The organism is Halobaculum limi (genome assembly GCF_029490015.1).
Taxonomy (GTDB): Archaea; Halobacteriota; Halobacteria; order Halobacteriales; family Haloferacaceae; genus Halobaculum; species Halobaculum limi.
This window is the reverse complement of the sequence record NZ_CP120468.1, coordinates 690,073-702,771: the sequence shown is the minus strand read 5'-3', so window position 1 is coordinate 702,771 and position 12,699 is coordinate 690,073. Positions and strand designations below refer to the sequence as shown.

Annotated in this window: 14 protein-coding genes; 8 read left to right on the top strand and 6 right to left on the bottom strand. The window is 68.0% G+C overall.

Translation table 11 applies throughout. The features are described 5' to 3' along the window. Positions 1 to 66: 66 nt before the first annotated feature. Both P0D77_RS03510 and P0D77_RS03505 read right to left on the bottom strand, forming a co-directional pair. Positions 67 to 1,479: an Hvo_1808 family surface protein gene (locus P0D77_RS03510; RefSeq protein WP_277554798.1), complete on the bottom strand. Its 1,413-nt coding sequence runs from the start codon at positions 1,477 to 1,479 to the stop codon at positions 67 to 69. A gap of 61 nt (positions 1,480 to 1,540) precedes the next feature. After that, positions 1,541 to 3,184: an Hvo_1808 family surface protein gene (locus P0D77_RS03505; protein WP_432764837.1), complete on the bottom strand. Its 1,644-nt coding sequence runs from the start codon at positions 3,182 to 3,184 to the stop codon at positions 1,541 to 1,543. A gap of 196 nt (positions 3,185 to 3,380) precedes the next feature. On the opposite strand from P0D77_RS03505, the gene P0D77_RS03500 reads away from it, so the two are divergent. Further along, the gene (locus tag P0D77_RS03500; RefSeq protein ID WP_277555731.1) at positions 3,381 to 3,953 is read left to right on the top strand and encodes a cysteine hydrolase family protein; all 573 of its coding nucleotides are present in this window, start codon (positions 3,381 to 3,383) and stop codon (positions 3,951 to 3,953) included. Between the two features lie 21 nt (positions 3,954 to 3,974). Here the strand turns inward: P0D77_RS03500 and P0D77_RS03495 are convergent, their stop codons facing one another. Next, positions 3,975 to 4,547: a DUF7529 family protein gene (locus tag P0D77_RS03495; protein WP_277554795.1), complete on the bottom strand. Its 573-nt coding sequence runs from the start codon at positions 4,545 to 4,547 to the stop codon at positions 3,975 to 3,977. Positions 4,548 to 4,617: 70 nt separating this feature from the next. After that, positions 4,618 to 5,910, bottom strand: coding sequence for a dihydroorotase (locus P0D77_RS03490; RefSeq protein WP_277554794.1), 1,293 nt, complete (start codon positions 5,908 to 5,910; stop codon positions 4,618 to 4,620). A gap of 95 nt (positions 5,911 to 6,005) precedes the next feature. On the opposite strand from P0D77_RS03490, the gene P0D77_RS03485 reads away from it, so the two are divergent. After that, the gene (locus P0D77_RS03485; RefSeq protein ID WP_277554793.1) at positions 6,006 to 6,422 is read left to right on the top strand and encodes a hypothetical protein; all 417 of its coding nucleotides are present in this window, start codon (positions 6,006 to 6,008) and stop codon (positions 6,420 to 6,422) included. Positions 6,423 to 6,450: 28 nt separating this feature from the next. Here the strand turns inward: P0D77_RS03485 and P0D77_RS03480 are convergent, their stop codons facing one another. After that, complete coding sequence (locus P0D77_RS03480) at positions 6,451 to 7,155, bottom strand: lipoate--protein ligase family protein (RefSeq protein ID WP_277555730.1); 705 nt, start codon at positions 7,153 to 7,155, stop codon at positions 6,451 to 6,453. A gap of 88 nt (positions 7,156 to 7,243) precedes the next feature. Here P0D77_RS03480 and P0D77_RS03475 point away from each other — a divergent pair, with 88 nt between their 5' ends. From P0D77_RS03475 to P0D77_RS03455, 5 genes are all read left to right on the top strand, one after another. Continuing rightward, positions 7,244 to 8,176, top strand: coding sequence for a DUF8155 domain-containing protein (locus P0D77_RS03475; RefSeq protein ID WP_277554792.1), 933 nt, complete (start codon positions 7,244 to 7,246; stop codon positions 8,174 to 8,176). Between the two features lie 54 nt (positions 8,177 to 8,230). After that, on the top strand, positions 8,231 to 8,707 hold the full coding sequence (locus P0D77_RS03470; protein ID WP_277554790.1) for a cupin domain-containing protein: 477 nt from the start codon (positions 8,231 to 8,233) through the stop codon (positions 8,705 to 8,707). 59 nt (positions 8,708 to 8,766) lie between these two features. Beyond that, positions 8,767 to 9,327, top strand: coding sequence for a dihydrofolate reductase family protein (locus P0D77_RS03465; protein WP_277554789.1), 561 nt, complete (start codon positions 8,767 to 8,769; stop codon positions 9,325 to 9,327). A gap of 147 nt (positions 9,328 to 9,474) precedes the next feature. Next, positions 9,475 to 9,894, top strand: a complete 420-nt coding sequence (locus tag P0D77_RS03460) for a 30S ribosomal protein S6e (protein ID WP_277554788.1) — start codon at positions 9,475 to 9,477, stop codon at positions 9,892 to 9,894. Between the two features lie 26 nt (positions 9,895 to 9,920). Continuing rightward, positions 9,921 to 10,358 carry a DUF7112 family protein gene (locus P0D77_RS03455; RefSeq protein ID WP_277554787.1) on the top strand — a complete coding sequence of 146 codons (438 nt, stop codon included), beginning with the start codon at positions 9,921 to 9,923 and terminating at the stop codon, positions 10,356 to 10,358. Between the two features lie 59 nt (positions 10,359 to 10,417). Here the strand turns inward: P0D77_RS03455 and P0D77_RS03450 are convergent, their stop codons facing one another. After that, positions 10,418 to 11,842 (bottom strand): ATP-binding response regulator, encoded by a 1,425-nt coding sequence (locus P0D77_RS03450; protein ID WP_277554786.1) that lies wholly within the window; start codon positions 11,840 to 11,842, stop codon positions 10,418 to 10,420. 130 nt (positions 11,843 to 11,972) lie between these two features. Between P0D77_RS03450 and P0D77_RS03445 the strand changes: the two genes are divergently transcribed. After that, positions 11,973 to 12,440, top strand: coding sequence for a DUF5807 family protein (locus P0D77_RS03445; protein ID WP_277554784.1), 468 nt, complete (start codon positions 11,973 to 11,975; stop codon positions 12,438 to 12,440). The last annotated feature ends 259 nt before the right edge of the window (positions 12,441 to 12,699 follow it).

The following is a 12,699-nucleotide window of genomic DNA, read 5'->3' as shown; positions in this document are numbered from 1 at the left end:
TTCGGCCGGGCGACGCAAAAAGTCACGCACTCGGAGAACCGTCGTCGCACGGAGAGCGCGTCGGCCTCACTCGGGCGGTGCGTGCACGTCGGTCAACTGGTCGACCGTCGGCGCGTTCGTGATGACGACGCGGTCGCCGTCTCTGTCGACGCGGAAGGCGTCTGCGAACGGCCCGTCGGGGATGCGGTAGATGCCCGCCCGTGCGTCGACGGTGCGTGCGCCGAGTCTGAGTTGGAGCATCGTGCGGTACGCGCGGGCGAACTCGTCGGCCTCGCTGGCGCTGTCGAATCTGATCGCCCACACGTAGCCGTACTCGGCGTCCTCGCCCGTCCCCTTGTGGTACGGAACGAGGCGGTCGCCCGCCCAGCCGTCGGCGGGCGCAGCGGTGTAGTTGTACGCCGAAAAGGGGTCGTCGCTCGTCCGGTAGCCGTCGCCGGCGTAGTCGTTGTACCAGAACATCACGAACAGCCCCGTCTCGCCGAGGCGCTCGGTGGGCGTGTTCACCTCGAAGCGTTCCCACCCGTCGCTCGTCCGGTCGGGAACCTCGACGAACGCCACCTGTTCGTCGGGGTAGCGGTCGGGGTGTATGGTCTGCTCGGTCGAGTGGGGGCGGTGGTCGTATGCGGCGTTCACGGCCTCCCACCCGCCGCGCTGGCGGAGGTTGTGGACGAACGCCGGGCCGTCGGCGTACGGCTGATAGATGTATGCGAACAGTCCACTGTTCACCGGTTCACCGCCGCTGCTACCGCCCGAGCGGTCGGGGCGGGGAACGCAGTTCCAGCCGGGATCGCCGTCCTCGGTGGTCTCGTTGGCTCCGGCCGCACACCGTCGCTCGTAGAGTATCTCGACGTAGCGGGCGTCACCCTCGGTGAGTCCACGGTGGGCCAAGCCGAGGTCACGGTAGCGACTCCCGGCGAAGCCGAAGTGCTGGTCTTGGAGTGCGTGGACGAGTTCGTGTGCGAGCGTCGCGCGGTGTATCTGCGGTTCGTCGGCGTCGGAGACGATCACGATTTGATCGCTGGACGGCGAGTAGTAGCCCGCGACCGCCCCGCCGTACAGTGCGTCGAACTCCTCGCTCACGGCGCGGTCCTCGCCGACGAGCAACGGTGCCTCCCACACCTGTTCGTGCCACGCCTCGTACTCGGCAGAACGCTCGTGCCCGAACACCGAGCGGTTGCGGTACTCGGCCCGACTGATCACTTCGACGGAGACGGACTCGCGGAACTCCAGTCCCCTGATGCGTTCGACGCGAGCCATCGTCCGCGCGACGAGCGCCTCGCGTTCGGCCGCGTCGAGGCCGTCGCTCTGGTTGACCGCGATGCTCTCGTTGTACCAGTAGCCGGCCTCCCAGCCGAGGCGGTCGGTCGGCGGGTCGTCGGGGTACGCCCACTCGGCGGTCGTCGGCCCGGCGGCCGGGGCGCTACATCCGGCGAGGACGAGCATCGCGGCGAAGAGGACGGCGGCGACGGCTGTTCGCACTGTTGGTGACACACAGGTGACGAACGAGCGAAAAGGGTTCGGTCAGGTGTCGACCGCTCGGTTACCGGCGACGGCGTGCGAGTACGCCGAGTGCCGCGACAGCCGCGACGGCGATAGCGACCCCGAATCCGGGTGTGGTCGTCTCGGTTGGCGTGTCGGTGTCGTCGTCCGCGGCGGTGGTCGCGTCGGCGTTGGTGTCGCTCGACGATTCAGTCGTGTCGGCGCTGGCGGCGGTCACGGTCGAGGCCGGCGTCGTCGTCGCCGACTGTGGGGCCAGCCCCGGGCGGATGTCCTGTACGTCGTCGACGGTCGGCCCGTTGACGATGGTGACGCGCGTGTCGTTCAGTTGGACGAGGAACGCGTCCTCGAAGGGACCGTCGGGGACGACGAGGTAGCCGTCGTCGGTACGCTCGACGTCGTGCGCCTCCAACATTCGGAGGTACGTGTCGTGGAACTCGCGTGCGTCTTCGCGGGTGTCCCACTCGGTGATCCAGACGTAGCCGTACTCGGCGTCGTCACCCTCACCGTTGCGGTACGGGAACAGGCGGTCGTTACCCCAGCCCTCGGACGGTTCGGCGTCGTAGTTGTACGTGTCGTACTCGGCGTCGGTCTGGAACAGGCTGTTGGGGTTGATGGTGTCCGCGCCGTACTCGCGAGCCTGGTACCAGAACATCGCGTAGATGGACGCCTCACCGACCGTGTCGGAGCCGTTTTGTCCGAGTTGCGGGTTGTCGCGGGGGAACGTGCTCCAGCCGTTCGTTCCGGTGTCTGTGAACTCGATGGGTGTCGGCTCGTCGTCGGTGAGGTGAATCACCTGCTCGGAGGAGGTCGGCGGGTTGCGGAACGCCTCGTCGAACGCCTCCCAGCCGCCCTCTTCGACGATGTCGGCCACGTAAACGGGACCGTCGGAGTAGGGATTCAACAGCGTCAGCAGGACGCCGAGGTTCGGGCCGGGACCGCTGCTCCCGCTACTGCCGGAACTGGGCGTCTCGACGCAGTCCCACTCTGCGCCACACCGTTCGGCGTAGCGTGCCTCGATGTAGTTCGCCTCGCCCTCAACGACGCCCGAGATAGCGAGGTCACCGTCCTGCGTCGTCCCGCGGTAGGTCGCGTTCGTCAGGTCGTACTGCTGGTCCTGGAGAGCGTGGACGAGTTCGTGGACCAGCGTCGCGTTGCTGATGGTCGGCGAGTCGGGCGAATCGGTGACGATGGTGATCTCGTCGCGAGTGGGCGAGTAGAAGCCGAGCACAGAGGAGCCAGTGGTCTGGCTCAGCGCTTCGCCGGACCCGGTCGACTCACCGACGATGAACAGGCCCTCCCAGACTTGGTCGTTCCAGCGGTTGAACTCCGTCCGGTTGGCGTCGCCGCCGCCGTTGGAGCGGTTGCGGTACTCCTCGCGGGAGATGACGGAGACGGGGACGGTCTTGTCGAACTCGGCCTGTCGGACGTACTCGACGCGAGCCATCGCACGGGCGACGAAGGCGTCGAGTTCCGCGTCGGTCAAGCCGTCGGACTGGTCGACGTCGATGCTCTCGTTGTGCCAGTACCCATCTTCCCAGCCGATGACGTCGCTGTCGGGGTCGGAGGGCGCGGTCTGTTGTGCGGAGGTCGCCGCCGACCCGGTGTCGGCGGTCGTCGACCCGGCCGCGACCGGGGCGGCCGCGAGCGCCGGGGCGACGGCAGAACAGACGAGTACGACCGCCATCACGAACGAGGCGAGTCGCGCGAGCGTTGGCGGGGCCGGTCGTCGCATACGGAGAGGTAGTGCTGGGGGTAAAAGTACCTTGTCCGAAATTGCCACACCCCGACGATGACAGTCACTCGCGACTGGAGACGCCGACGTGGTCCGGCCGTGGATTTTCGGAGCCTGACCCCGAAGCGTGCGTATGTCGTCATCGCCGATGACGTTCGATCCCGACCGAACCGCCGTAGTCGTCGTGGATATGCAGAACGGCTTCTGTCACCCCGACGGTAGCCTGTACGCCGACCCGAGTGCGGCCGCAATCGACCCCGTCCAGACGCTCGTCGACCGCGCGGGCGAGGCGGGCGCGAGCGTCGTCTACACGCGCGACGTTCACCCGCCGGAGCAGTTCGACGATGCCCACTACTACGACGAGTTCGACCGCTGGGGCGAACACGTCGTCAAGGGGAGTTGGGACGCACAACTGGTCGACGACCTCCCGACCGACGACGCCGACCACGTCGTCGAGAAACACACCTACGACGCCTTCCACCAGACGGAATTAGAGGGATGGCTCGACGCCCACGGTATCGACGACCTGCTCATCTGCGGGACGCTCGCGAACGTCTGCGTCCTCCACACCGCCGGCTCTGCGGGACTTCGGGACTACCGGCCGGTCGTCGTCGAAGACGCCCTCGGCTACATCACCGAAGACCATCGCGAGTACGCCGTCGACCACGCAGACTGGCTGTTCGGCGAGACGGCGACGCTCGCGGACGTGGCGTTCGAGTGATCGAACGCGGCGCGAGAACGGTTACTCTTCGTCAGTCGCGTCGCCCGCGTCGGCCCCGTCGACCGCATCTGCACCCTCAGCGTCGTCCTCGCCCCACCCGGCGGGGAACAGGTTCGCCGGGCCGTGGTGCGCGAAGACGACGCGCTCGGAGTCGTCGAGTGGCCGGAGGTAGGTGCGGAGTTCGCCCGCCGTCTCGGCGCGTTGGAGCATCGGATCTGCCTGCTGTTCGCCGTAGTACAGCGGGAACGCGACCGCCTTCTCGGCGGCTTCCGCCTTCATCACGACGACGAGGAACACCACGTCGCTCTGTTGGGCGCGGAAAGCGTCGTACTCGTCGAACTCCGCGGCCGACTCCTCGACGAGTTCTTGGACCGCGCTGAACTCGTCGCCCGGCAGAAGCACGTCGAAGCCGAGTCTGTCCACCTCGATGTCCGTCCCGACGACGCTGGAGTTGGGCAACGGCGTCACGTCCCCCGGATGGAGTTCGAGGACGTCCCACCCCGCCTCTCGATACTCCTCGGCGGTGGCCTCCATATCGGCCATCACGTCGTCCCAGAACTCGGTGTACCCAGCCAGCGGGTGGCTCCCAGCCATACCTCACGGGGGGCGGGGGAGCGTGAAAACGGTTGTCGTGTGGATTCGTCAGCGGTCGTCGCGGCCGCAGTTACGCCCGGACGTTCTCGCCGACGGCGTCGCCGAACTGCTCCGCGTCGCCGCGGGCGTCGTAGGCAACGTGGCCGCGCACGAGCGTCACCTCGGGGAACACCGCCTTGCGCCCCTCGAACGGCGTCCACCCGCACTTGGAGTGGAGGGCGTCGCCGCGGATTTCGGTGACCGCGTCGAGGTCGACCAGCACGAGGTCGGCGTCGTTGCCCTCGGCGACCTGGCCTTTCCCGTCGACATCGAAGATTTCGGCGGGGTTCGCGGCGACGAGGTCGCGCACACGCTCCAACGAGAGCGTCCCCTCGCGCACCTCGTTGAGCAAGAGCGGGAGCATCGTCTCGACGCCCGGCACGCCCGAGGGTGCCTCCCAGATGCTCGCGTCCTTCTCCGCGCGGGTGTGGGGCGCGTGGTCGGTAGCGACGATGTCGACCGTGCCGTCGGCGACGCGGTCGAACACGGCTTGCCTGCGCTCTTCACTCCGCAGTGGCGGGTTCATCCGCCCGAACGTGCCCAACTCCGCGAGGTCGTCACGCGAGAGAAACAGGTGGTGGGGCGTCACCTCGCAGGTCGCACCCGCGTCGCTGGCGGCGTCGACGCCCTCCGGCGTCGAGGTGTGTGCGATGTGGATGGCGGCGTCCGAGTCCGCGCCGACCTCCAAGGCTCGCTCGACGGCCGCCGCCTCGGCCTCGGCGGTGCGGTACGCGCTCCACGCGTCAGCGTCGTCCCGGTCCTTCGCCGCCTCATCGAACAGGTCGGCGTCCTCCGCGTGGACCGTCACGACGGTGTCCTCGCTGGCCGCGCGGGCGACGGCATCGGCGAACAGGTCCGCCTCGATGCCCATATCGCCGGTGGAGTCGGCGAGGAACACCTCGCCGAGTGCGAACAGCGGCCGGTCGAACAGCGAGTCGGGGTCCCAGTCAGCGGTGACGCCGCCGTTGATGCCGAAGTCGACGAGCGACTCGGCGGCGTACTCGGCCTTCCCGTCGAACGCCTCGCCCGTCACCGTTGGTGGGTCGGTGTTCGGTTGGTCGACGACGGTCGTGACGCCGCCGGCGGCGGCCGACCGCGACCCGGTGTGCCAGTCTTCCTTGTGTCCGAATCCCGGCTGGCGGAAGTGGACGTGTGCGTCGATGGCGCCCGGAAGCAGGTGATACTCCTCGCAGTCGACGACCTCGTCGGCGTCGGAAGCGTCGAGGCTTCCGGCGTCTGCGACCTGCGCGATCCGTTCGCCCTCGACGAGAACGTCGCGCACCCGGCCGTCCGCGAGCGTGGCGGCGCTGAACAGCGTGGACATTGCCGGAGGTGTGTCGCCGGCGGGCGTAAGTTCGGCGGGTTCGCGGCGACCAGGGGGACAGAAGACTTACCAACGAGATGGGTGGACACCTGACCGTGACCGACCCCGCTCGCCGTTCCGTCCTCCGCCTCGCCGGCGTCGCCGGAATCGGGTCGCTCGCCGGCTGCGTCTCCTTCGGCAACAGCGACGGTATCGACGTCGATGCCGTCAGCGAGAGCGACGAGCGTCACGTCGTTACCGCCATCACGTCGGGCGATTTCGGTCCGATCGCCGAGGCGACGACGCTGACGCCGGACGAGACGGAGACGCTAGAGGATATGGTTCCGGTGCTCGACTACGCCCACACCTTCACAGTGCAGGTGGTTCTCGACGGGAGCGTCGTCGCCGACGAGCAGTACGTCCTCCGCGAGATACCGGGAGAGGACGACCCGTTTCGCGTCGTCGTCGAAGGGCCCGGATCGGTGTCGCTCGACATCCCGGAGCCGACGGCGTCGCCGACGCCCGAGGAGTGAGGATCGCCAGCCGCCGGAAGGAGTCGGCTTACTCGTCGTCGGTCGGCAGGTCGCGCACGTCGCGTTTCTCCGCCGTCCGATTCGCAACGAATCCCGCCTCCAACGCTGTCCGCACGGCGTCAGCCTCTGCGGGGCCGCCCGCCTGCGCAACTGATCCCACCGAGTCGGGGTCGAACGGGACGTCGAGTGCGTTGTAGACCGGCGCGAGGACCGCGCGGATCGGTCCGCGTTCGGCGACCGTCACGCACCCCGAGACGAGCGCCGCGTCCTGTCGCACGCGCTGTGCGACGCCCGCGACTTTGCCACCGCCAGCGACGCGAACGGAGTGGTCGCCAGGGCAGTAGGAGGCCGACGGCTCTCCGGGTTCGACGTCCGCCTCGGCGTCGCGGAGCGCCGCCACGAGCACCTCGACGGCGGCTTCGTACCGTTCGGTGAGGCCGGTTCGGGCGTCCGCGAGCGGAAGGGTGTGGGCGAACGCGAGCGTCGACTCGGCGTACGCGACCGCACGGCCGCCGACCGAGCGCTCGACAGGTGGGAAGCCGTGTTCGCGGGCGACCGCACACGCCCGCTCGTAGCCGTCGGCGCGGGCGTCACGGCGACCGAACGCTAGCGACCGCCCGGGTGCCCACACGCGAAGCGCGGGGACGCCCGTCTCTGCGGTCTCGGTGAGCATCGCGGCGGTGGCCGCGCGGTCGCGCTCCCGGTCGTCGTGGCGGCCGCAGTAGACGCGCACGCGGTCGGCGTCGGCTGCGAGTCGGTCGGTCGTCACGCCCGCCGATGAGAGCCGGGTCGCCTAAGCGGTTGCGTCGCCTGCGGCGTGTATGGAGGAGCCAGCGAGTACGGACGCGGGCGCGGCCGACGAGGAGGCGACGATTCTGCTCCCCGCCTCCCTACTCGCACGCTATCGGATGTTCTCGCTGTACAACTCGCCGTATCCGGCTCACGACCGCTCGTGTGCGGTCGACCTGTACCCCGAGTCGAACACCGGCGTCTCGCCCGTCGCCGGAGCGGTGGTCGACACCCGGACGGTGCGGTGTCCCGACCGCTCGTACGCCGTCGACCACGACCACCTCATCGTCGTCGACACCGGCGACTCCCTCGCGCGAATCCTCCACGTCAACCCCGCGGTCGAAGCGGGCGACGTGGTCGCGGTCGGCGACTCGCTGGGTGAGATGGTCCGCTCGGGCTTCTTCGGGCGCTGGGTCGACAACCACGTTCACCTCGAACTGCGCGACCGCGAGAAGAACCCCTATCGCGCATCGGGGTCGGAGCCACTCGCGGCCGCCGTCGACGTGACGCCGCTGTCGTGGGACGGCACCGGCACCGTCGTCGAGACTGGGAGTTCGTACGCGATACTCGACGCCCCCGGACGACCCGCGTCGCTCGGTGACTCGGACTTCACCGCCGTCGCTGACGACGACGGTATCCCGCTCGACGGGGGCCTGTGTCACTACACGGGTGGCGGCGTGCCGGGCGCGATTGAGGCGAGCAAGGTGAACAACTCGACCACGGGCGACGATGTCCAGTTCCTCGGAACCACCGTCGGCACCCGTGTCGGCCGCCACGTCGACTGGGCGGACGTGGACGTCCTCGCGAACGGCGAGCGAATCACGGGCCTGTCGCTGTTCGCCTCCCGAGAGCGCGGTGGCGTGAAACTCGTCACTCGCCCCGAAGCGGGCGACCCGCAGTTCGCCGTCGGCGACACGGTCGAGGTGGACCTCGTCGCCAGCGACGACCCCGTTCGGTTGGGATAGCCCGCGAACGGCGAGCGTCGCAGTTTTTCTCGCCTCGCCGCGAACACGTCCCCCGTGAACCACATCGTCATCGACGCGGTCGATCCCGTCGTCTCGACGAGTCCGGCCGACACCGTCCGCGTCCTCACGGAACCGCTCGAAACCGAGTCGATGGCGGTCAACGTCTTCGATCTGACCCCCGGCGACACCATCGGCTACGGACTCCACCGCCACCTCGACCAAGAGGAGGTGTTCTACGTCGTCGACGGCCGCGTGACCTTCGAGACGGACGGCGACGACATCTCGGTCGAGGCGGGCGAGATTATCCGATTTGCCCCCGGCGAGTTCCAACTCGGGCACAACACCGGCGACGGGCGGGCGCGGGTGTTCGCACTCGGCGCTCCGCGCGACACCGAAGAGGTCGAGTACCTGATCGACTGCGACGTCTGTGGGGAGCGAACCGTACAGGCTCCGGAGGTGTCGGAGGCCGACCGCACCGTGACGATCCGATGTACCGAGTGCGGGACGGTGACCGACGAGATGGACATCTAGCCGGCGGGATAACCCCGACCTCGACGCACGCTTTTGTTCGCTCGGCGCGTCACCTCGGTATGTCTGCTGCGGGGGTGACACTCTACATCGCGACGAGCGTCGACGGCTTCGTCGCCGACGCCGATGGCGGCGTCGAGTGGCTCGAACAGTTCGACGACAGCGGGGACACCGACACGGATGGTGGTGGTGCGACGGCGGCCTACGAGGAGTTCTTCGCGAGTGTCGACGCCCTCGTGATGGGCGCGACCACCTACGAGCAGGTGCGCTCGTTCGGTGACTGGCCGTACGCGGACACGCCGACGTACGTCCTCGCGCATCGAGAGCGCGAACGTGCCAGCGACACGGTCGAGTTCGTCTCCGGCGACGAAGTGGCCGTCGTCGACCGACTCACGCGACTCCACGACCACGTCTGGCTGGTCGGCGGGGCCGCAGTCGCGCAGTCGTTCCTGCGTCACGGGCTGATCGATACGCTCCGGGTGACCGTCGTGCCGGTCGTCCTCGGGAGCGGCATCCCGCTGTTCGAGTCCGATCCGGCGGTCGAAGCCGAACGGGTCGACCTCGTCGCGAATCGGTCGCTCGGCGGTGGTGTCGTCGAACTCCACTATCGGTTCACTGGCTGACTGTCGCGGCGTTCGTCGCGAAGACGGTCGCTTCGTTCGGTCGCGTACACCTCGCCGCCGGTGCCCATACTCCGTGGCCTCGCTCGCTACGCTCGCTTGGCCACGCTTTCGACGGTCTTTTCTCTCACCACCGAGCATTGCACCGTAATGGCTGAATTCAAGATCGTCGTGGGCGACGACGCCGGCGACACGCGGCAGTTCGACGTCGAAGGGCAGGACGCCAACCGATTCCTCAACCGAGAGATCGGTGAGGAGGTCGACGGCACCGCCGTCGGTCTCGACGGCGTCGACCTCACCATCACCGGTGGCTCCGACAAGGCCGGTCGTCCGATGCGCGAGGACGTCCCCGGCGGTGACCTGAAGGAACTCCTCCTGGAAGGTGGCGTCGGCTACAAGCCGTCCCGCGACGGCGAGCGCAAGCGCGTCACCGTCCGCGGTCGCCAGGTCTCCGAGGAGACCGTCCAGATCAACGCCCGCGTCGAGGGCTCCATCGCGGCCGCACTCGGCGAGGACGAGGAGGAAGAGGAGGCCGAGGCCGACGCAGACGACGAAGACGACGAAGAGTAACCTCGCCTCACCCCGTTTTCACATCTATGAGCGACAGACTCGCCAGCGACGCCCCAAGCGTGACCTCCCTCCGTGCACACCTCGCTCGCTCGGGCGGCACCAGACTCCCCTGTCTGCGCCTCCCCGACGAGGCGGCGGTGTCCGCTGGCGACGAGATTCGACTCGTCCTCGACGGCGACCAGCGACACGCCGAGGTGGCCGCGGACGCCAAGGGACTGCTCGTTCGAGGGGCGTACGACGACCGCCGACTGCTGCGCGAATCCGCCAGCGGCGAGGGCGAGAATCGCCTCGTCGAGTGGGCACGGACCCACGACCGCGACCCCGGCGACGCCGTCGAGGTGGACGAAGTCGACCCCGGCTACCTCTACGGCGTGCGCGTCCCCGGCGAACGGGCGGTGTACACCGTCACGAAGCGCGTGGACAAGGGCCTGCAGGACATCGCCGACTCGCTGTACGACGAGTGAGTCGGCGCGGGCGGCGGCCGACCAATGCTGACGGTAGCCGATCCCCGTGAGTGAGTCCGTCAGTCGTCGACGGCGACGCCCGTGAACTCGAAGCGTGCACCGCCGTCGCTTCCCTCGGTGACCGTGATGTCCCACCCGTGAGCGGCGGCGATGCGGTCGACGATAGAGAGGCCGTAGCCAGTCCCCTTCGCGACGGTCGTGTAGCCGTCGTCGAAGATAGCCTCTCGTTCCGACTCGGGGATGCCGACGCCGTCGTCCTCGACGTAAAAGCCCGTTCGGTCGTCGAGGAGTCCGATCGCGATCGTCACCGCGTCGTCGTTGTGTTCGATGGCGTTGCGGAGGAGGTTCTCGATGACCTCTCGGAGTCGCCCGGGGTCGCACTCGACGCTGCCGTTGGATTCGATCCGGAGCGACGCGTCGGCCATCCCGACGGTCCCCTTCGCCGACTGTACGACCTCCTCGAGGTCGACGAACGTGGTGTCGCCGATGTCCTCGCCCGAACGTGCGAGCGTCAGGAGGTCCGAGAGCAGTTCCTCGATTCGGTCGATTCCGCGCTCGACGGCGTCGAGATAATCCGTATCGCCGGTCTCGCGAGCCAACTCCAGATGGCCGCTGGCGACGTTGACCGGATTGCGAAGGTCGTGCGCGACCGTCGTAGCGAACCGCTCGAGGCGTTCGTTCGCGTTCGCCAGTTCTCGCTCGCGGAGTTTCCGGTTGGTGATTTCGTGGGTGAAACCAGTCACTCGCACCACCTCGCCGTCTTCGACGACCGGTTCACAGTGAGACTCCGCCCATACCTCGACCGCGTCGGACTGCCGGATGCGATACTCGACGCTCTGCGGCGTGCCCTCGCTGGCACGCTCCATCGCCAGTCGGACCCGGTCACGGTCGTCCGGGTGGACGCGGTCGAGGAACGCGGTCGGGTCCTCGCGGAGGTGCTCCGCCGACTGCCCGAACAGTCGTTCGTGCGCCTCGTCGTTGATGAACAGCACCTCCGACCAGTCCGGCGAGAACGTCCACAACACGTCGTCGGCGACGGACGCGAGTTCGCGAAGTCGCGCGTTCGTCTCCTCGGCGTGGCGTTCGGCACGCCTACGAGCGACGTACGTCTCGATCTTCCGAGCGATCAGTTCGTGTTGATTCTCGATGGCGTCGCGGACGACGTAGTCGGTGACGCCCGCGGAGATGGCCTCACTCGCCACCCGTTCGTCGCCCGTCTCCGCGAAGATGATGAACGGCAGGTTCGGGTCCGTCTCGCGAATCTGTCGGAGGAACGCCACCCCAGTCTCGCCGGGCATCGAGTAGTCGCTGACGATGCAGTCGACGTCGTGCGACCGGACGGAGTCGAGTCCCTCGGCGACCGACGACGCCGTCGACACCTCGAAGCGGTCGCTCTGTCGTTCCAACCCGACTGCGAACAGGTCCCGCAGATCGGCGTCGTCGTCGACGTAGAGCACCCGTATTGCGTCGTCGTCGCCGCGCATTACACGTCGTACGCGAGTCCGAGCATATACGAGTAACTCTTCACCACGGGAACAAGATTCGATGGCGATCCGTTCGACGCGGTCGGCGGCGACGGACGACCTTTTACGACTCGCCTGCCGACTCGGTGGTATGACCGACGACGGCAAACTCGAGGAGTTCCTCGCTGGCGACCGACTCGACGACGTCGCCATCTTCCTGACGCACGAGTTCCTCGACGAGCAAGGAAAGATCGCAAATATGGGCGAGGCCGTCGAGGACGGCGTCGTCCTCGTCGTCCCCGGTGACGACGGCCGCAAGGCGTTCGCCGCGGGCACCGGAATGGACCCGATGCAGTTCGCCAAGGGGGCGATGGACCGCGACGGCGTCATCTACCCGGACCTGGGCGGCGGTGAGTGTCCCGACGCCGCAGCAGAACCGACCGAGGACCACGACGCAGAGTTCGTGTTCGCGTTCGGTGAAGAACAGAACGAGGGCGTCGGCGGCCTGTACGCCGAGGGCGACGTGATGCACGCGTACGCCCACTGCTCGTGTGGCACCGACTACTCGCACAAGTGGGTGATGGGCGAGTACAGCGAGGACTCGGCAGGCGAAGAGTAACGAGGGACGTCTCGCTGGTCGCCGGCGCGATGGCCGTGGCTCACGAGTGTAGAGTAACGGGGTAGGTCAGTCGACGTACCGAATCGGCGAGGCCGACTCGGCGAAAGGTGTCGCCTGACCGTGCCGTCACCAGATGTCCCAGCCAGCCACGTAAAGACCCTCCGGTACACCCGTCGACGTGTCGGGTCCGAAACGAGTGAGCGGAGGGCAATCGGGCGGTTCCGCGGTCAGTTTGGTGTGCCCACTCGACTGCTTCACC